Origin of the sequence: Embleya australiensis (genome assembly GCF_051903075.1) — a bacterium.
Lineage (GTDB): Bacteria > Actinomycetota > Actinomycetes > Streptomycetales > Streptomycetaceae > Embleya.
The window spans coordinates 3,258,792-3,277,975 of record NZ_CP182422.1; the positions used below are offsets into that span (position 1 = coordinate 3,258,792).

Annotated in this window: 14 protein-coding genes; 4 read left to right on the forward strand and 10 right to left on the reverse strand. The window is 70.0% G+C overall.

The window, feature by feature from the left end; all coding sequences use genetic code 11:
- Positions 1 to 115: 115 nt before the first annotated feature.
- From ACMXN5_RS13790 to ACMXN5_RS13805, 4 genes are all read right to left on the reverse strand, one after another.
- On the reverse strand, positions 116 to 1,039 hold the full coding sequence (locus tag ACMXN5_RS13790) for a carbohydrate ABC transporter permease (protein ID WP_439675503.1): 924 nt from the start codon (positions 1,037 to 1,039) through the stop codon (positions 116 to 118).
- Positions 1,036 to 1,917 carry a carbohydrate ABC transporter permease gene (locus ACMXN5_RS13795; protein WP_379999304.1) on the reverse strand — a complete coding sequence of 294 codons (882 nt, stop codon included), beginning with the start codon at positions 1,915 to 1,917 and terminating at the stop codon, positions 1,036 to 1,038. Before ACMXN5_RS13795 ends, ACMXN5_RS13790 begins: the two co-directional genes overlap by 4 nt.
- Positions 1,918 to 1,995: 78 nt before the next feature.
- Positions 1,996 to 3,321, reverse strand: a complete 1,326-nt coding sequence (locus ACMXN5_RS13800; protein WP_439675504.1) for an extracellular solute-binding protein — start codon at positions 3,319 to 3,321, stop codon at positions 1,996 to 1,998.
- A gap of 502 nt (positions 3,322 to 3,823) precedes the next feature.
- A complete protein-coding gene (locus tag ACMXN5_RS13805; protein WP_439675505.1) occupies positions 3,824 to 4,615 on the reverse strand; it encodes a DeoR/GlpR family DNA-binding transcription regulator in 792 nt (263 codons plus the stop codon).
- A gap of 236 nt (positions 4,616 to 4,851) precedes the next feature.
- Between ACMXN5_RS13805 and ACMXN5_RS13810 the strand changes: the two genes are divergently transcribed.
- Both ACMXN5_RS13810 and nagA read left to right on the forward strand, forming a co-directional pair.
- Entirely contained in the window at positions 4,852 to 5,817 is a 966-nt protein-coding gene (locus tag ACMXN5_RS13810) for an ROK family protein (protein ID WP_439675506.1), read from the forward strand.
- Entirely contained in the window at positions 5,814 to 6,956 is a 1,143-nt protein-coding gene (gene nagA, locus ACMXN5_RS13815; RefSeq protein WP_439675507.1) for an N-acetylglucosamine-6-phosphate deacetylase, read from the forward strand. The genes ACMXN5_RS13810 and nagA overlap by 4 nt, the downstream gene beginning before the upstream one ends.
- Positions 6,957 to 7,002: 46 nt before the next feature.
- Here nagA and ACMXN5_RS13820 read toward each other — a convergent pair whose 3' ends face one another.
- Positions 7,003 to 8,106: an ADP-ribosylglycohydrolase family protein gene (locus tag ACMXN5_RS13820; RefSeq protein ID WP_439675508.1), complete on the reverse strand. Its 1,104-nt coding sequence runs from the start codon at positions 8,104 to 8,106 to the stop codon at positions 7,003 to 7,005.
- A 288-nt stretch (positions 8,107 to 8,394) separates the two neighbouring features.
- Here ACMXN5_RS13820 and ACMXN5_RS13825 point away from each other — a divergent pair, with 288 nt between their 5' ends.
- Positions 8,395 to 10,461, forward strand: a complete 2,067-nt coding sequence (locus ACMXN5_RS13825) for an arabinofuranosyltransferase (RefSeq protein WP_439675509.1) — start codon at positions 8,395 to 8,397, stop codon at positions 10,459 to 10,461.
- Between the two features lie 66 nt (positions 10,462 to 10,527).
- Here ACMXN5_RS13825 and ACMXN5_RS13830 read toward each other — a convergent pair whose 3' ends face one another.
- The 5 genes from ACMXN5_RS13830 to ACMXN5_RS13850 form a co-directional block, all read right to left on the reverse strand.
- The gene (locus ACMXN5_RS13830) at positions 10,528 to 13,122 is read right to left on the reverse strand and encodes a bifunctional FO biosynthesis protein CofGH (RefSeq protein ID WP_439675510.1); all 2,595 of its coding nucleotides are present in this window, start codon (positions 13,120 to 13,122) and stop codon (positions 10,528 to 10,530) included.
- Positions 13,123 to 13,362: 240 nt separating this feature from the next.
- On the reverse strand, positions 13,363 to 14,025 hold the full coding sequence (locus ACMXN5_RS13835; protein WP_439675511.1) for a Uma2 family endonuclease: 663 nt from the start codon (positions 14,023 to 14,025) through the stop codon (positions 13,363 to 13,365).
- Positions 14,026 to 14,181: 156 nt separating this feature from the next.
- A complete protein-coding gene (locus tag ACMXN5_RS13840; protein ID WP_439675512.1) occupies positions 14,182 to 15,957 on the reverse strand; it encodes an N-acyl-D-amino-acid deacylase family protein in 1,776 nt (591 codons plus the stop codon).
- 154 nt (positions 15,958 to 16,111) lie between these two features.
- Positions 16,112 to 16,900 (reverse strand): glucose 1-dehydrogenase, encoded by a 789-nt coding sequence (locus tag ACMXN5_RS13845; protein ID WP_439675513.1) that lies wholly within the window; start codon positions 16,898 to 16,900, stop codon positions 16,112 to 16,114.
- 36 nt (positions 16,901 to 16,936) lie between these two features.
- On the reverse strand, positions 16,937 to 17,884 hold the full coding sequence (locus ACMXN5_RS13850) for a TIGR03619 family F420-dependent LLM class oxidoreductase (RefSeq protein ID WP_439675514.1): 948 nt from the start codon (positions 17,882 to 17,884) through the stop codon (positions 16,937 to 16,939).
- A gap of 162 nt (positions 17,885 to 18,046) precedes the next feature.
- Here ACMXN5_RS13850 and ACMXN5_RS13855 point away from each other — a divergent pair, with 162 nt between their 5' ends.
- Positions 18,047 to 18,886: an enoyl-CoA hydratase/isomerase family protein gene (locus ACMXN5_RS13855; RefSeq protein WP_439675515.1), complete on the forward strand. Its 840-nt coding sequence runs from the start codon at positions 18,047 to 18,049 to the stop codon at positions 18,884 to 18,886.
- Positions 18,887 to 19,184 lie beyond the last annotated feature (298 nt).

Genomic DNA, 19,184 nt, shown 5'->3' on the forward strand with positions numbered 1-19,184 from the left:
CCCGCCCGAACACGCGCCCGAACACGCCGAAGCCCACAGGCCCCCGAGACCTGTGGGCTTCGCGTCGTCCGGGGCGACCACGACCGCCCGAAACGACCGGGCGACCGCCTTCGACCTACTTCACCGACCCCGCCGTCAACCCCGACACGACGTGCTTCTCGATGTACGCGAACAGGATCACCACCGGCACGATCGCCACCACCGACCCGGCGAACAGGTACTGCCACTCGACCCGGTAGGCGCCGAGGAAGCTGTTGATCCCGACCGTCAACGGCTGCTTGTCCGGAGTGGTCACCAGGACCAGCGCGACGGTGAACTCGTTCCACGCCGCGATGAAGGTGAAGATGACCGCGGTGACGATGCCCGGCATCGCCAGCGGCAGCGTGACCCGACGCAGTGCCCCGAGACGGGAGGCACCGTCGATCATCGCGGCCTCTTCCAGCTCGACCGGGATCGCACTGAAGTAGGCGGTCAGGATCCACACCGAGAAGGCCAGGTTGAACGCGCCGTTGACCAGCACGAGCGCCCAGTACGAGTCGAGCAGATCCAGGATGTAGAACTCGCGGTACAGGCCCACCAGGAGCGAGGTCGGCTGGAACATCTGGGTGACCAGTACCAGCATCAGGAAGACGCCCCGGCCGCGGAACCGTTTGCGCGCGGTGTAGTAGGCCGCGGGCAGCGAGACCACCAGCACGAGCAGCGTCGACATGCCCGCGACCAGCAACGAGACCTTGAGGTTGTCGCCGAGCGTGGACTTGTCCCAGACGTCGACGAAGTTGGCCCACTCGAACTTCGACGGCACGTAGCCGTCGCTGGTCAACTCGTCCTTCGGCCGCAGGGCGGTGATCGCCATCTCGATGTACGGCGCCACGAACACGATCGCGATCACCCACGCGAGCGCGCCGAACCACAGCTGCTTCCGGCTGTACTTCGAGCCCCCGACTACGGGCTTCCCGCGCCTGCTCCCCTTGCCGCCGGCCACGCCCGCAGGTCCTTGCGGGGCGCCGGCGTCCGGCTCGGCGGTCACGACGGTGCTCATCGGTCGGTCTCCTTGTTCCCACGGCTGACGACGAGGAAGAACGCGACCAGGATGATGATCATCGCGAAGTTGGCCACGGACATCGCCGCGCTCTCGCCGATGTCCGACGCCTTGAGCTGATACATGAACACCGTGGTCGTCGCGGTCTCGTAGCCCGGACCACCGTTGGTCATCGCCCAGATGATCGGGAACGAGTTGAACACGTTGATCAGGTTGATCACGACCGCGACCAGGATCGCGGGCTTGAGCAGCGGCAGGGTGATCGACAGGTAGGTGCGCCACGTGGACGCGCCGTCGATCCGGGCCGCCTCGTACACCTCACCGGGCACCGTCTGCAGCCCCGCGAGCAGGGTGTAGGTGGTGAACGGCAGCGAGACGAAGACGGCGACCGCCATCATCCACGGCATCGCGGTGGACGGCCTGCCCAGCCAGTCCTTGCCCGCGTCCATCAGGTGCAGGTCGACCATCAGCGTGTTGATCACGCCGTGGGTCTCGTGCAGCATCCACTTGAACACGACGGCGGTCATGAAGACCGACGCCGCCCACGGCACGATCATCGCCCAGCGGGCGAAGCGTCGGCCCGGGAAGTGCTGGTTGAACAGCTGGGCCAGGAACAGCGACAACACGAGCGTGATGGCGACCACCACCAGCACCCAGACCACGGTGTTCCACAACACGGCCACGAAGTCCGGTTCGTCGAACAGCTTGGTGTAGTTGTCGGTGCCGTTGGGTCCCACCACGATGCCGGTGCGGCGGATGCGCTGGAAGGAGCTCCAGACCATCACGACCACGGGCCACAGGACCACGAGACCGATCAGGAGGACGGCCGGGCCGATCCACGGCAGCGGGGCGAGCGCCTTCTTGACTCTGGTGCCCACGGAAGGCGCTCTGCGTACGGCGGTTTCGGCCACGGGGCCGTCCTCCTCGTTCGGTGCGCGGACTTGTCCGGTGAGGCGTCAGCTCTTCTGCTGGGCGACGGCCGACTCGGCTTCCTTCTGGAGCTGGTCGAGCACGTCCTTGGGGGACTTCCCGGAGACCGCGCTGCCGAGCTGCTCCTTGATCTTGGGCGAGAGCACGTCCCACGCGACGTCGTTGAGCGGGTAGAACTTCGCCTTCGGCAGCAGGTCGATGTACGGCTTGAGACCGGCGTTGGCGGGGTTGGCCGTCATCTTGGCCATCACCGACTTGGTCACCGGCGGGAAGCTGTACTGCTCCTGGAACTTGATCTGCTGCTCGGTGCTGAACGCGTGGTCCACGAACGCCCTGATCTGGTCCTTGTGGCCGTTCTTCTTGAACGCCATCATCCAGTCGCAGACACCCAGCGTCTCGTTCAGCGGGCCGGTCTTGCCGGGGATGGGCGCCGTCGCGTACTTGAGGTTCGGGTAGTCCTTCTTCAGCGTGGCGATCATGGTGGGGTTGCTGTTCACCATGCCGACGCTGCCACCGTAGAAGTCGGTGTAGACGTCCTTGCGGTTCTTGGTGCCGGGGTTGGACTCGGTCAGTCCGGTCTTGACCAGGTTGTCGTTGACCCAGTTCAGCGCCTCGACGTTGGCCGGGCTGTTGACCGTGTACTTGCCGTTGGTCTGGTAGCCGCCGCCGTTGCCGAGCGCCCAGTTCATGAACTCGCCCTGGGCCTCCTCCTTGCCGAGCGGCAGGCCGAAGGGCGTTGCCACACCGGCGGCCTTGAGCTTGGTCGCGGCGGCCTTGAGCTCGTCCCAGGTCTTCGGCGGCTCGGTGATGCCGGCCTTGGTGAACAGATCCGTGTTGTAGATCAATTGCCGGGTGCTGGAGGTGAAGGGAATGCCGTACTGCTTGCCCTTCACGGTCGCGGCCGGGGTGAAGGACTCCACGAAGTCGGCCTTGGTGTCGGGCGACATGATGTCGTCGACCGGGTAGAGCAGGTCGTCGACGACCTTGTCCGCATAACCGCCGGTCTGCAGCAGGTCGGGCATCTCGTTGTTCTGGACCATGGTCGCGACCTGCTTGTCGATGTCATCCCAGTTGATGACCTGCAGGTTCACCTTGATCCCGGGGTACTTCGCGTTGAAGCTCGAAATCACCCCGTTCCAATACTTCTGCATGCTGCCGTCGCCGCTGCCGTAGTCCGCCACGACCAACTTGATCGTGCCGTCCTTCGGGGCGCCGGCGGGAGCGCCGGGCGCGGAGGCGCCGGGGGTCGCCCCCTTGCTGTCGTCGCTGTCGTCGTCCGACCCACCACACGCTGACAGAAGCAGTGCGGCCGACAGTCCTGTCGCCGCCAATGCCATCTGGTGCCGCTTCATCGCAGAACCGCCTTCATGCCTTCGGGAAAACAGGACCGTTGGGCAGGGTTTCGTGGCGCTAAACCCCATGCGTGCACATGCGCAAAACTGTTCGCAACACGGATTTGGAGAAAACTCTTGAGCAGCATCGAGCATTTTGCGGACTCGCCGCGTCGGCAGTCAACACCTCGCCGGAAGAAAGGTCTACACCAATCCTGCGATTGGTTGGAGAGGTCGCGGCAGTTTGCCGGGCAATTCGTTACCCGTCCGGGCGCGGATGCGGAGAACCGGCGCGGAGGACGCCTATTGGATCTTGAAGTGGTCCATCGACGCTTCTTCGAATGATCCATTCCGGTTGTGCACGAATTTTGCATCGAGCAGGCCGGAGGGTTGGTTGGGGAAACGATTCGGCAGCACTGACAGGCGGCAATGCCCGGAGTTTCGGCCGGAGTTTTGGTGGGTCTCGGACCCGAACGACCCGAACGACCCCAACGGGCCCGAACGGACCCGAACGACCCGCGGGTCAGACCCGGATGACCCGCACGCCCGCGTCCGCGAACGCCGCGGTGGCCTCCTCGGGGGCGTCGGTGTCGGTCACGAGCACGCCGACCCGGTCCAGCGGGCAGATCCGGGCGAACGCGCGGCGGCCCAGCTTGGACGAGTCGGCGGCCACCACGACCCGACCGGCGCCGGCGGCCATCAACTGGTTGATGCTCGCCTCGCCCTCGTGGTGCGCGCTCGCGCCGTGCTCGACGTCGATCGCGTCGACGCCCAGGATGGCCACGTCCAGGGCCACCTCGCGCAGGATCCCGGTGGCGAGCGGGCCGATCAGCTCGTACGACTGCGGGCGCGCCACCCCGCCCGTGAGCACGATCTTCACGTGCCGCCGCACGGCGAGTTCGCCCGCGATGTTGAGCGCGTTGGTAACGATGGTGAACGCCTGCGCGTTCGAGTCGCCCTCGGTGTACAGATCGGCCCGGGCCACCAGCGCGCGGGCCACCTCGGTCATCGTGGTGCCGCCGTTGATCCCGACCGTCTCCCCCGGCTTGACCAGGGCCGCCACCGCCTGCGCGATGCGCTGCTTCTCGGACGCGTGTCGGGCGGTCTTGTAGCGCAGCGGCAGGTCGTAGGAGACCGCGTGCGCGACCGCGCCGCCCCGGGTGCGGGTCAACATCTGCTGCTGCGCGAGCTGGTCCAGGTCGCGGCGGATCGTGGCGGGCGAGACGTCCAGCTCCGAGGCCACGTCCTCGACCTCCAGCCGGCCGTGCTTGGCCAGCAATTCGAGGAGTGCACCCCACCGCTCGTAACGACTCACTCGCGACCTCCCGCCAGGTCCGACAGCCCGCCCGACTCGTGTCGGATCGTTGCGACCATCCTCCCCGGCCACCCGCGCGCGTCACGCGTCGGGGGTTTCGGTGAGGTTGCGCTCACTCAACGATGCTGTTGCATGTTCATGTTTTCAACTGCTATCCAGTGAGCACAAACGCGCATTCTCGGATCCACCCGCCCTCGGGCCGACAATCTGCCCCATCTACCAGACTTGAGACGCCGATGCCGCACGTGAACATCACGCCGTCCGACCTGTCCGGCGCGGACTGCGTCGTCGCACTCGACGTCGGCGGCACCGACATCAAGGGCGGCGTCGTGGACGCGAACGGCGGCCTGGTCTACTCCGAGCGGCGCCCGACCGGACGCACCGACGGCCCCAACGCGGTGGTCGCGGGGATCGTCGACTTCGCCGAGGCACTGCGCGATCGCGCGGTCGAACTCGGCGGAGTGCCGCGCGCGGCGGGTGTGGTGGTGCCGGGCATCGTTGACGACGCGGCGGGCGTCGCGGTGTGGTCGGCCAGCATCCAGTGGCGCGAGGTGCCGCTGCGCTCGCTGGTCGCCGACCGGCTGGGGCTACCGGCGGCTTTGAGCCACGACGTGCGTACCGGCGCGCTCGCCGAGGGCCGGTTGGGCGCGGGGCGCGACTGCGACAATTTCCTGTTCGTGGCGATCGGCACCGGGCTCGCCTCGGTGCTGGTGCTGAACGGACGCCCCTACCCGGGCGCGCACGGGCAGGCCGGCGAGATCGGGCACATCACGGTGCGCCCCGGCGGGGGTAAATGTACGTGTGGGGCGGTCGGTTGTCTGGAGGCGCACTTCTCCGGACCCGCGATCGCGCACGCGTTCGCCGAGGCCGCGCCGGGCGACGACCCGCCGCTGAGCGCGGCCCAGGTGGTCGCCCGGGTCGCCGCGGGCGACCGGGTCGCGGCCGCGGTGTGGGGTCAGGGGTTGTCCGCGTTCGCGGACGGCCTGCTCACCGGACTCGCCCTGTACGACCCGAAGTTGCTGGTCATCGGCGGCGGACTCTCGCTCGCCGGGGAGCAGTTGTTCAGCCCCTTGCGGACGCTGCTCGCCGAGCGCGCCGTGGTCCAACACGTGCCGCCGCTGGTCACCGCGGCACTCGGAGACGAGGCCGGTTGCCGAGGCGCCGGACTGATCGCGTGGGACACCTTGGAGGTGCGCGGGTGACGGTGCTCGGGAATGCGCGCGTGGTGCTGCCCTTCGGGGTGGTCGACGGCGCTTCGGTGCACGTGGTGGGTGAACGGATCGCCTTCGCCGGCCCCGGTCGGCCGAACGGCTCGGAACCGGTGGTCGACCTCGCGGGCGGCTGGATCGTGCCCGGTTTCGTGGACATGCACGTGCACGGCGGCGGGGGTGGTTCGTACACCTCCGGCGATCCCGACGAGGCGCTGCGGGTGGCCGAATTCCATCGCTCGCACGGGACCACGACCACGGTCGCCAGCCTGGTCACCGCGTCCCCGGCGGACCTGCTGCGGATCGTGACCACGCTCTCCCCGCTGGTGCACGACGGCCTGCTGGCGGGGTTGCACCTGGAGGGCCCCTATCTGAGTGCGGCCCGCTGCGGCGCGCACGACCCGACCCAGTTGCGCGCGCCGGATCGGGACGAGGTCGGCACGCTGCTCAAGGTGGCGAACGGCGCGATTCGCATGGTCACCCTGGCCCCGGAGCTGCCGGGCGGGGTCGACCTGGTGCGCCGGCTCGCCGACGAGGGGGTGATCGCCGCGGTCGGGCACACCGACGGCACGCACCGGCAGACCCACGCGGCGCTGGCCGCGGGCGCGAGTGTGGCCACCCACCTGTTCAACGCGATGCGCAGCGTGCACCACCGCGAGCCGGGGCCGGTCACCGCGCTGCTCCAGGACAGCGACGCGGTGGTCGAGTTGATCAACGACGGCGTGCACCTGCACCCCAGCGTGGTCAACCTGGCGTACGCGAGCGCGGGCCCGGACCGGGTCGCCTTCATCACCGACGCGATGGGTGCGGCGGGCATGCCGGACGGCGTCTACCCGCTGGGCGTGATGACCGTGGACGTGGTGGACGGGGTGGCCCGGCTCGCCGGCGGCGACTCGATCGCGGGCAGCACGCTCACCCTGGACGGGGCGCTGCGCAACGGTGTCGCGGGCGGCCTGCCGATCGCCGACGTGGTGCGCTCGCTCTCGGCCACGCCCGCGCGGGCACTCGGCCTGGCCGACCGGATCGGCACCCTTGAGCCGGGCAAGCAGGCCGACCTGGTGGTCCTGGACGACGCGCTCCAGGTGCGCGCGGTGATGGTCGCGGGCGCCTGGGTGGACGAGCGCCGACCCTGATCGGGGCGATCCGGCCGCCGCGGGGGATGCCCGGGGCGGCCGGCGCTCAGGTCGGCGGGTAGCGCCGGGTCCAGCTCGTGGCCCCCGCCTCGGGGCCGTGCAGCGTGGTGCCCTGGGTCATCTCCATCGCGAAGTCGTCGGCCAGTTGCAGGATCGCACCGCGGCCCTCGAGTTCGGCGACCAGGTCGGCGGGCAGCACGGTGTCGCCGTGCATGGCGCCGAGCAGGTTGCCGCAGATCGACCCGGTCGAGTCGCTGTCCCCGCCGTGGTTGACCGCGAGCAGCAGTCCGGTGCGCATGTCGGGGGCCACCAGGGCGCAGTACAGCCCGATCGACAGCGCCTCCTCGGCGGTCCAGCCCTGGCCCAGCTCCTCGACCCGCTCGGCCGAGGGCACCCCGGCGCGCACCGCGGTCAGCGCCGCCTCGATCGCCCGCGCCGTCTCGGCGTGCTCCGGACGGGACTTCACCAATTCCAGGGCGATCCGTACGCCCTCCTCCAACGGCGCGCCCTGCATGACCGCGTGCACGATCACCGCGAACGCGCCCGCCGCGAGGTAGCCGGTGGGGTGTCCGTGGGTCAACACCGCGCATTCCACGGCGAGTTGGAAAACCAGCTCGGGCCGCCAGCCGACCAGCAGACCGAACGGCGCGGAGCGCATGACCGCGCCGCAGCCCTTGGAGTCGGGGTTCTTGGGCCGCTCCAGCGTGCCCATCACGCTCTCGTCCTCCAGCCCGCGCAGGCACGCGGACCCGGGCGCGCGCGAGCTGTACAGCCACTCCTCGCGGACCAGCCAGCCCTCGTCCTTGCGCTCGTCGGGGCCCCATTCGCTCTGGGTGGCCTTCCAGCGCAGGTAGGCGCCGTGCAGGTCGGTCGGCGGATGCCAGGCCCCGGTGTCCCGGCGCACGTGCGCGCGGATCAGCCCCTCCACCGTGAACAGGGTCATCTGCGTGTCGTCGGTGATCGCGCCGCGTCGGTGGTACGCCGTCACGTAGCCGGCGACCCCGTCGGGTCCGTGCTGTTCGCGGATTTCCGCGAGACTCAGGAACTCGATCCCGGCACCGAGCGCGTCCCCGATCGCGCCGCCGACGAGAGCGCCCCGTACACGTGCCCGAAAGTCCTGCAAACGGTCCCTGGACCACAGTGCGGCCATGTGTGTTCTCCCTCCCCCGAAGCCCCACCGCAGCGTACCGGCGCGGGCCCGCCGGGGGGTCGCACACGCATCCGAGAGCACGTCGCCGGTGCCAGACCACTCCTGCCCGGATGATCGTGGGGCGGGATAGGCTGCCGTTCCGAGGTGCAGGGCCTCGACGATTCCGATGGCCGCTACCCCGGCCCGATCGATCTCGGCACCCGGCTTGCCTCGTTGCTCGAGTCAGTCGATCCGGAAGTCGGCGCAGCCCTCCCGGATCCCATCGAACGGAACCGCTTGGTGGACGTCATGTCGGACCATCCCGCGCACGGCGCGGCGCTCTCTCCCGCGTCCGGATCCGCAGCCGGCCCGCGCGCGAGCGGCGACCGATCCGAACGCCGGGCGCGGACGATCATCGCCGAGCTGTGCTGTGCGGCGGTGGTGGCGATCGCGACGAGTCTGCCGATCCAGTACCTGGTCACCCACGCCGGGATGCCCAAGCCCAGGGTCATGATCGGGCCGGACAAGTCGGAGACGCTGTCCAAGTCGCTGATCCCGATCGAGTACGCGGCGCTCGGCGCCGCCGTGCTGCTCGGCCTGGTCGCGTTCCTGGTCGTGCGCGCCCGCGGCCGAGGACTCCTGGGGACCGTACTGTCCTGGATCCTGGTCACCGCGCTGCCCACGCTCGTGCTGGCGCTGCCGCTGTACGCGACGAAGTGGTACTACGGCGGGCTCGCGGGCGACAACTCCTTCCGCAGTCAATACCTGACCCGGATGACCGACTCCCCGCGGCTGTCCGACATGAACTACGAGAACACCCCGCCGCTCTACCCCACCGGCTGGTTCTGGCTCGGCGGACGCTTCGCGAATCTGTTCGGCCTGGCCGGCTGGGAGGCGTACAAGCCGTTCACGATCCTGACCGCGGGGGTCACGGCCGCACTGGCGTTCACGTTGTGGAGCGCCATCGTCTCGCGCCCGATGGCCGTGGCGCTGAGCACTACGACCACGTTGGTGGGCCTGTCCGGGGCGTCGCCCGCGGTCAACGAGGGCTATGCCTGGGTGATCACCGGGCTGACCCCGCCGGTGATCGTCGCCGTCGCGTACATGCTGGCCCGGGGCACCCGGGACGAGCGCCCGGGTCGGCGCCCGAACAACCTCGCGGTGTTGCTCGGGATCGGCGTCTTCCTCGGCATCTCCGCGCTCTTCTACACCCTGATCACCGGCTTCCTCACGTTGGTGATCGTGGGGTCGGCCGTCGTGGGGCTGCTGATCGCGCGCAAGCGGGAGGCCCGCGACCCCGGCGCGGCTCCGTCCGGGTACACCCTGGGGACGGTGCTCGGCCGGCTGCTCCCGATCGCGGGGGCGGCGGCGGTGCTCATCCTCCCGGTGTGGGTGCCGTATCTGCTCAAGTCGTTCGACCTCGGCATGCCCAAGAACGCGGCGCAGCACTACCTCTTCCCGGAGGGCGCGGCGTTCGCCACCCCGATGCTGGAGTTCACCCCCATCGGGGTGTTGTGCCTGATCGGCCTGGTCTGGCTGCTGTGGGCGGTCGGGTCGGGGGACATCATCGCGCGCGGGCTCGTGATCGGCGTCGCCGCTTGTTACGTGTGGTCGGTCCTGTCGTTCGTGGCGGGCGTCGCCGAGACCACCCTGCTGACCTTCCGGATGACCCCGATCCTGGAACTGTGCCTGGCCTGTGGCGGGGTGTTCGGGCTCGCCGCGGCGCTCGGGGCGCTCCGCCGCCGGGCGATGGAGCCCAGGATCGCGCGTACCGCGCTCGCCGTGGTCACCGTGCTCGCGGTGGCGTCGGGCGTGGTGGTGGCGCAGCAGTTCGTACGCTCCGACCACGGCTCGTTGGACCAGGCCCTCGGCGAGCCCTACCCGGACGGCAAGGGGCCGCGGATCCGGGACGAACCGGCGACCGGGGACACGCTGGCGGCGCTGGAGTTGGACGGCAAGTTGTTCAAGGCCATCTCCGCCGGCACCAAGCACAAGGCGCCCAACAAGACGATCCTGCTCACCGACAACTACCGGCTTCTCGCGATCAAGCCGTACTGGGGCTTCCTGGCCTATACGCCGCAATACTCGAACCCGCTGGGCGAGTTGGAGGCGCGGCAGAAGGAGGTCGCCCGCTGGGCCGCCGCCGGGTCGGCGCAGGATCTGGTCGAGCGCATGAAGGCCAGTCCGTGGCGGGCCCCGGACGCGATGCTCCTGCGCGCGCAGCCGGACGGGTATCACGCGACGATGGTCGTCGACTCGTTCCCGATGTCGCCGGAGAACCAGCAGCGCGACGTGGTTTTCCGCAAGCAGCTCCTGGACCCCAAGGTGTTCAACCTCGCCGTCGTCGGGCCGTACACCGTCGTGACACTGCGCTGATCCGTCGGCTGCGTCCGCCCGCCGGCCCTCCCGGGAAGGGGAGTCGGCGGGCGGGCGTACGCGTGCTCAGCCCAGGATCGGCAGCATGATCCGGTCGACGTCCTCGTCGTGGCGGCGGGCGACGGCCTGCCGCTCGGCGTCCACCTCGCCGTAGGTGGTGGTGCGCTGCCGGGCGCGGCGGCCGAGCGAGGCGGCCATCGCCTCCAGTTCGGCGATCGACTTCTTCGAGCCGTTGTCGGCGCCGGCCATCCGGGAGATGGTCTCCTCCATGAGCGTGCCGCCCATGTCGTTGGCGCCGCCTTCGAGCATCAGGTTGGTGCCCTCGACGCCGAGCTTGACCCAGCTGGTCTGGATGTTGTCGATCTTGCCGTGCAGCAGGATGCGGGCCATCGCGTGCACGGCCCGGTTGTCCCGCAGGGTCGGGCCGGGGCGGGCGATGCCGGCCAGGTACACCGGCGCGTTCGTGTGCACGAAGGGCAGCGTGACGAACTCGGTGAAGCCGCCGGTCTCGTCCTGGATCCGGCCGAGCAGGCGCAGGTGGCCGAGCCAGTGCGCGGGGGTGTCCACGTGGCCGTACATCATCGTCGAGGAGCTGCGGATGCCCAGTTCGTGCGCCGTCTTGACCACCTCGACCCAGGTCGCGGCGGGCAGCTTGCCCTTGGTCAGGATCCAGCGCACGTCGTCGTCCAGGATCTCGGCGGCGGTGCCCGGGATGGTGTCCAGGCCCGCCTCCTTGGCGGCGGTCAGCCAGTCGCGGATGGACATCCCGGTGCGGGTCGCGCCGTTGACCACCTCCATCGGCGAGAAGGCGTGCACGTGCATGCCCGGGACCCGCTTCTTGACCTCGCGGGCGATGTCGAAGTAGGCGGTGCCGGGCAGGTCGGGGTGGATGCCGCCCTGCATGCAGACCTCGGTCGCGCCGACCGCCCACGCCTGTTCGGCCCGCTCGCCCACCTGGTCCAGGGACAGGGTGTACGCGTCGGCGTCGGTGCGCCGCTGGGCGAACGCGCAGAACCGGCAGCCGGTGTAGCAGACGTTGGTGAAGTTGATGTTGCGGTTGACGATGTAGGTGATCTCGTCGCCGTTCACCTCGCGACGCAAGTCGTCGGCGATCCGGGCGAGTTCGTCCATCGCGGGGCCGTCGCAGTGGAACAGCGCGAGGGCCTGGTCGTCGGTCAGCCGGGTCGGTTCGGCGGCGGCCCGGGACAGTGCCTCGCGCACCTCCGAGTCGAGCCGGACCACCGATCCGGTGGGGCCGGCGGCGACCTGCTCGCGCAGCGCGTCCCAGTCGCCGTAGACGTTGTCGAAGTCGTCGCGCCGGTCGGTGGTGCGGCCGGTGGTGTCGATCGTCTCGTGCAGGTCGGTGCGGCCGGACGCGGCGGCGAAGATGTCCTCGGGTTCCTGCCAGGGCAGGCCCTCGGGGTTGCGGCCCTCGATCGCGAGACCGGTCTCCGGGTCGGACAGCGCGCGCACGTGCGGCAACACCCGGGGGTCGACCCACGGTTCGCCGCGCAGGATCACCTCGGGGTACACGTTCAGCCGCTCGTGCAGCGTGAAGCCCGCCTCGGCGGTGCGCGCCGCCAGGAACTCGATCTGCGGCCAGGCGAGTTCGGGATTGACGTGGTCGGGCGTGAGCGGCGAGACCCCGCCCCAGTCGTCGATGCCGGCCGCGATCATCAGCGCGTACTCGTCGCCGATCAGGTTCGGCGGCGCCTGCACCCGCATCTTCGGCCCGAGCACGATCCGCGAGACGGCGATCGCGGCGGCCAACTCGACCAGATCGGCGTCGGGGGTGGCGCGCATCGCCGTGTCCGGCTTGGCGCGGAAGTTCTGGAGGATCACTTCCTGGATCGAGCCGTACTGCCGGGCGACCTTGCGCATCGCGAAGATCGACTCGGCCCGCTCGGTCATCGTCTCGCCGATGCCGATCAGCAGGCCGGTGGTGAACGGCACGTTGGAGCGGCCGGCGTCCTCCAACACCCGCAGCCGCACGGCCGGTTCCTTGTCGGGCGAGCCGTAGTGGGGGCCGGAGGGCTCGGACCACAGCCGGGTCGCGGTGGTCTCCAGCATCATCCCCATCGACGCGCTGACCGGCTTGAGCCGTTGGAAGTCGGTCCAGGAGAGCACCCCGGGGTTCAGGTGCGGCAGCAGGCCGGTCTCCTCCAGGACCCGGATCGACATCGCCCGGACATAGGCGAGCGTGTCGTCGTATCCGTGCGCGTCCAGCCACTCGCGTGCCTCGGGCCAGCGGTCCTCGGGTCGGTCGCCGAGGGTGAACAGGGCTTCCTTGCAGCCGAGCGCGGCGCCGTCGCGGGCGATCTTGAGCACCTCGTCGGGGCTGAGGAACATCCCGTGGCCCTCGCGCCGGAGCTTGCCCGGGACGGTGACGAAGGTGCAGTAGTTGCAGCGGTCCCGACACAGCCGGGTGAGCGGGATGAACACCTTGCGGCTGTAGGTGATCACCCCGGCGCGGCCGACCGCCTCCAGACCGGCGTCGCGCACACGCGCGGCCGAGGCGCACAGGTCGGCCAGATCGGCGTCGCGGGCGTGCAGGAGCACGGCCGCCTCGGAGACGTCGAGCATGACCCCGTCGCGGGCGCGTCGCAGCGCGCGCCGCATCGAACTCTCGGTGGGACGTCCCTCGTTGGGAGTCGGGGTCATGCGACACCTCGCTGTCGTCGCTGCTGCGCGGGTTGGATCGGCGGGCCGAGACGTGCTCCGCGCCGCCGACATCCGGGAGCCGACCCGACGTCGCCCCCGAAAGAACCAAGCGTAGGCGGCCCCGATCCATGCCCATCCCGACTCGTGTCGCACGTCACGTGGCGGGTGGAGGGCGCGATGGATCGGCCCGCCCGGGCAGCGGGCATCGACCGAGGAATCGGCTCGGGCTCGGGCGAGGAACTACGAGACGACGAGGTCCGCCGGATCGAGCGTGACCGGGAAGGGTTCCTCGATCTTGGCGGCGGTACCGGCGGCGAGCCGTCGGGTCAGTCGATACTCCCGATCGGCGTCGAGCGCGTAGGTGAACAGCACAGGGAGCCGATCGATCCCGAGTCCACGGAAACGCACCATCTCCAGACGCCAGAAGTGCGGGATGCCTGCGGCAGCGTACTTGGCGGGCTTGAGGGTGCGGTCCGTGGTCGTGGTGGAGGGAGAAACGATCTCGACGACCAGGTGCACCTGCGAAGGATCAGGCACCTTGGCACCGTCGGCGAAGGCCGCGAGATCGACGACGAGAATGTCGGGGATCAAGGCCGTGCGGTCGCCCATCGCGATACCGGTGGCCGTCACCGGCAGGAGCCCTCTCGGGGCGCCATCCGTCAGGATCCGGGCCAGGCGATCCCCGGCGAGCTGATGGCCCATGGATGGTGCGGGGCTCATGAGCACGCTCCCGTCGACGAGTTCGTACCGGCTGCCGTCCGGCGCGTCCTCGTTGAGAGCGATCCATTCGTCCACAGTCCAGGGCTGGACGTGCGACTGCGCGGGGAGAGCCGCCATTCGTAGCACCGCCTTCGTGTCGCCCCGACCTGCCCCGATTGTGACACTCTCCACGACCACCGGCACGGTCCTTGTCTGGTCCGAACACTCCAACGAGCGAGTCGCCCGAAGGTCACCCGAATGGCACAACACCGAACAGATCGTCGGCAGAGCCGCGTCCGACGCATGGAGCGGCGGCGTACGGGAGGACCCCCGTACGCCGCCGGGTCTTTCGGTCGGCGGTCAGACCGAGACCGTGACGGTGTCCTTGCCGCTGCGGAGCAGGGTGCCGTTGGCGGCGCCGGTGGTCTGGCCGTCGCGGATGGTTTCGACGCCGTTGACGCGGACGCTGACCACTCCGGTGGACTCGCTCGTCAGGCGCGGGCTGTCGCCGGGCAGGTCGTGCATCAGGCGGGCCGGGCCGGAGCCGACCGTGGCCGGGTCGAACAGGACCAGGTCGGCGTGGAAGCCCTCGGCGATCCGGCCGCGGTCCTTGAGGCCGAAGAGTTCGGCGGGCTCGGTGGTGAGCATCTGCACCGCGCGCTCCAGCGAGACCAGCTTGCGCCCGCGCAGCATGTCGCCGAGGAAGCGGGTGGTGTAGGTCGCGCCGCACATGCGGTCCAGGTGCGCGCCGGCGTCCGAGCCGCCCAGGATCACGTGCTCGTTGTCCCACACCTGCTGCCGCAGATCCCACGACGCCTGGTCGTTGTCGGTGGGCATCGGCCACAACACCGTGCGCAGGTCGTCGTTGATGCAGATCTCGATCAGCGTCCAGAAGTCGTCCTGGCCGCGCTCCTTGGCGATGTCGGCGACCACCCGGCCGGACAGGCCCTCGTTCGCCTCGGAGTAGGTGTCGCCGATGACGTAGCGGCCGAAGTCGGCCAGTCGGCGAAAGACGCCCGCCTCGGGGCTGTCCGCGTTGCGCAACATCTCCGCGCGTACGTCGGCGTCGCGCAGCTTGGCGATCCGCTCGGGCACCGGCAGGGACAGGATCGGGCCCCAGCCCGGGATCAGGTTGAGCGCGCAGTAGGTCAGGAACGACATGTTCATCGGGACCAGGACCGGCATGGTCAGGATCACGATCCGCCCGCCCGCCTCCTTGGCCTTCTCCGACGCGTAGATCTGCCGGGGGGCGCGGTCGGGCGCGGCCGAGTCGACGGTGAGCACGTTCCAGTTCATCGGGCGGCCGGCCGTGGTGGTCATCTTGACCAGCAGGTCGATCTCGTCGTCGGAGAACTTGTCCAGACAGCCGGCCACGATGACTTCGAGCTGGGTGCCCTCGTGCTTGCCGACCTCCTCGCACAGCGCCAGGATCTCGGCGGGCGTGGCGTGCCGCGAGGGCACCGGGTTGCCGTCGCCGTCGGTGTGGTTGGACTGGCCGGTGGAGAAGCCGAGCGCGCCGGCCTCCATCGCCTTGCCCAGCTCCGCCACCATCGCCGCGATCTGCTCGGGCGTGGCCTCCTTGCCGACCGAGTCGGCGCCCATCACGTAGCGGCGGATCGCACAGTGGCCGGCCATGAAGCCCGCGTTCACCGCGATCCGGCCCTCCAGCTTGTCCAGGTACTGGGCGAAGGTCTCCCAGCTCCAGTCCACGCCGTTCTCCAGCGCGGGCAGCGCCATGCCCTCGACCTTGGCCATCATCCGGCGCGTGTAGTCGGCGTCCTCGGCCTTGAGGGGCGCGAGAGTGAAGCCGCAGTTGCCGCCGATGATCGTGGTCACGCCGTGGTTGACCGAGGGGGTGGCGTACGGGTCCCAGTGCAGCTGGGCGTCGTAGTGGGTGTGCGGGTCGACGAAGCCGGGGGCCAGGACCAGGCCCTCGGCGTTCTCGGTGCTCGCGGCTTCCTCGGTGATGCCGCCGGCGGGGGTGACCGCGACGATGCGACCGTCCCTGATGCCCACGTCACCCAGGAAGGACGGCGCGCCCGTCCCGTCGACGACGGTGGCTCCGGTGATGACGTGGTCCAGCATGGCGAAGCTCCTCTGCCCTCGGTGTTGCTGCCCTCGGTGGTGCCTGCGCACGCGGCCGGCGCACCGCGTCCGCACGCGTGGTCCGGCCGCCCCACGAAGCTGATGGTACGTCAGATATTCGGGGTCGCCAGGGGTCCGCACGGGATGAGACGGGGCTCACCCGAGATATGCCACAACGGCATATCCCGATGCTCCGAAAACGGCGTCAGAAGAGCTTCACGCCGGCCATCCAGCCGCCGTCGACGACGATGTGGGTGCCGGTCATATAGGAACTGTCGGGTCCGGTGAGGTACAGCGCCGCGGCGGCGATCTCGTCGGGTTCGCCGATGCGGGCCAGAGGTATGCCGCCGAAGACCTCGCTCACCGGGTCCGGCTCGCCCGGCGCGGGCGGCCGGGTGGGCAGGCCCTCGATGTCCCCCGGATTGGTCATCGGGGTACGGACACCGCCCGGGCAGATCGCATTGACCCGGATGTGCGGGGCGGCCTCCAGGGCGGCCACCCGGGTCATCGCCAGGACCGCGCCCTTGGTCGAGGCGTACGCGACAAGGCCCTCCATGCCGGCCAGGCCCGCGTAGGAGGCGATGTTCACGATCGTGCCCGGCCCGCCCGCCGCGCGCATCGCGGGCAGCGCCGCCTTCATGCCCAGGAACGTGCCGAGCTGGTTCACCTCGACGATCCGCAGATATGCCTCCCGGGACATCTCCTCGATCGGCTCGAAGGCGAGGATCCCGGCATTGTTGACCAGTCCGTCGAGCCGGCCGAACGCGGCGACGGCGGCCTCCACCGCCCGCCGCCAGTCGTCCTCGTTCGACACGTCCAGGTGCACGTAGCGCGCCGCGTCACCGATCTCCTTCGCCGCCGCCTCGCCCGCCTCGTCCAGGATGTCGCCGAGGACCACCCGCGCGCCCTCGGCCGCGAACAGGCGGGCCTCGGCCACACCCTGTCCGCGTGCCGCGCCGGTGATCAGGACCACCCTGCCGTCCAGCTTGCCCATGCGAAGACCTTTCGGAGAAGGAAGAGTGATGGTGCGTCAGGACAGGTGGGGAGCCACCTCGGCGGCGAACCGGGCGATCTGGTCCAGCAGTTCGGCCAGGTCCCGGCTGCGGAAGCGGACCTGGATCTGGTTCGCGCCCTGCTCGCCGTACCAGCGCAGCGACTCGGCGATCTTGTCCGCGCCGCCGGTGAGGGTGTGTGCGCCGACGTCCCAGCCGGCCTCGCCGACGTAGATCATCTCGGTAATCGCGCCGATGTCCAGGCGCTCGTCCGAGCGGCCGAACTCCTCGCGGTAGCGCCGCAGTTCGGCCAGCTGCGCCGGGTAGGTCCCGCGCGGGCTGCCCTGCGGCAGCCAGCCGTCGCCGTACTGGGCCACCCGCTTGAGCGCGGCGCCGGCCGAGCCGCCGATCCAGATCGGCGGCCGGGGGGTCTGCACCGGACGCGGCCGGGCGCCCATGTCGTCCACCCGCCAGTGTTGCCCCGCGAAGGTCACGTATTCCTCGCGCAGCGCGAGGTCGAGCAGTTCCAGTGCCTCGTTCAGCGCCTTGCCCCGGGTCTTGAAGTCGACCCCGAGCATCTCGAACTCGGCCTCGACGTGGCCCGCGCCGGCGCCGACGATGGCGCGGCCCTTCGAGATCCGGTCCAGCGTGGCGAACGCCTTGGCGGACATCATCGGGTGCCGGTAGGCGAGCACCGACACGTGACTGATCAGCCGGATCCGCTCGGTGACCCCGGCGAGCCAGCCGAGCGTGGTCATCGTGTCCCACCACTCGGTGCCCATCGCGCCGGCGTGGCCGCGCGGGATCGCGGTGTGGTCGCAGACCGCGATGTAGGCGAAGCCGGCCCGGTCGCAGGCGCGGGCGAGCGCGGCGAGTTCGTCGGGCCCGGCGCCGTCCTCCCAGGCTTCCGCGTACAGCCGGCTCTGCGACTGGATGGGCAGCTGCATGCCGACGTGCAGGGTGCCCGGGGGCAGGATCGCGGCCATGGGAGTGCCTCCGAAGGTGCGAGAGGAGTCGAGTGGGGGCTCGGGGAAAGAGGTCGGGCGAGATCGACGGACATCGATGGACTGTGCCGAACGCGTGTCACATACTCCGATCTAACGGGTCGTCAGACAAGGCCGAAAGACCGCTCCAGGAGGAACCGCACCGTGATCAACACCACCGACCCGAGCATCGACGCGGCCGAGGAGCGCATGCGCCTGGAGGTGGACGAGGGCACGGGCATCGCGTCGTTGACCCTGTGCCGGCCGGAGAAGTTGAACGCGTGGAGCTGGGAGGCGACCCGGCAGTTGGGCATCATGGCCGACCGGATCCGCTTCGACGAGCGCATCCGGGTGGTGCTGCTGCGGGCCGAGGGGCGGGCGTTCTGCGCGGGCATCGACGTGACCGCGCCCGGCGGTGCGATCACCGGACGCTCGGGGGCGGAGCGCACGCGCAACTACTACGAGGGTCTGCGCTGGGTACACGAGCGGTTTCGCGCCTTCGCGCGGCTGCCGCAGCCGGTGGTGGCGGCCGTCCAGGGCTACTGCCTGGGCTTCGGGTTCGAGTTGGCGCTGATGGCGGACATCCGGATCGCGGCGGACGATGCGCGGTTCGCGCTGCCCGAGGCGCAGATCGGGGTCGCGGTGGACGCCGGCGGCGACATCCGCATCGCCCGCGAGGCCGGCGCCGGGTGGGCCAAGCTGCTGTCGCTGACCGGGCGACGGATCGACGCGGCACTGGCCGCGCGGCTGAACCTGGTCCAGGAGGTGGTGCCGACGGCCGACCTGGACCAGGCCGCACGGGCCGTGGCGGAGGAGATCGCGGCCAACGCGCCCCTGGCGGTACAGGGCATCAAACGCAGCATCGACACCTTCGCCGACGCCAACCTGGACGCGGCCCTGGGCCTGACCGCGATGTCGGCGGCACTGACCCTGGTATCGGACGACTCGGTGGCGGGCTACGCGGCCAAGGCCGCCCGCCGGCCGGCGCAGTTCGAGGGGAAATAGGAGTCGGCGGCGATCCGTTCGGCAAACCCCTTGATGTCCGCTTTGGATGGAAGTACCCTGAAAGAAGCCTACGGGGCGAGCGAGGGAGCTTGACCGAACAGCGCCTTCGGAGTGGTTGGCCGAGGACGGATGGTCAGGCTGAGAGGCCCGAAAGTCGAATGGACCGGAAGGCGACCCCTAGCACCTGTTCGGACAATGCCGACGCAGGGAGCCCACCTCGTAGGTTTTATTCGCGTGACGCTCGTGCTCGACCTCGGTCGACACGGGCGTTTTGTCGTTGCGCCGCCGGCCGCTCGGC

Coding starts and splice junctions, on each gene's coding strand:
- ACMXN5_RS13850 (WP_439675514.1), bottom strand. CDS start 17,884: ATGGCCGCGATCCTGCCCCCGGGCACCCTGCACGTCGGCATGCAGCTG.
- ACMXN5_RS13820 (WP_439675508.1), bottom strand. CDS start 8,106: ATGGCCGCACTGTGGTCCAGGGACCGTTTGCAGGACTTTCGGGCACGT.
- ACMXN5_RS13845 (WP_439675513.1), bottom strand. CDS start 16,900: ATGGGCAAGCTGGACGGCAGGGTGGTCCTGATCACCGGCGCGGCACGC.
- ACMXN5_RS13825 (WP_439675509.1), top strand. CDS start 8,395: ATGTCGGACCATCCCGCGCACGGCGCGGCGCTCTCTCCCGCGTCCGGA.
- ACMXN5_RS13830 (WP_439675510.1), bottom strand. CDS start 13,122: ATGACCCCGACTCCCAACGAGGGACGTCCCACCGAGAGTTCGATGCGG.
- ACMXN5_RS13800 (WP_439675504.1), bottom strand. CDS start 3,321: ATGAAGCGGCACCAGATGGCATTGGCGGCGACAGGACTGTCGGCCGCA.
- ACMXN5_RS13790 (WP_439675503.1), bottom strand. CDS start 1,039: ATGAGCACCGTCGTGACCGCCGAGCCGGACGCCGGCGCCCCGCAAGGA.
- ACMXN5_RS13810 (WP_439675506.1), top strand. CDS start 4,852: ATGCCGCACGTGAACATCACGCCGTCCGACCTGTCCGGCGCGGACTGC.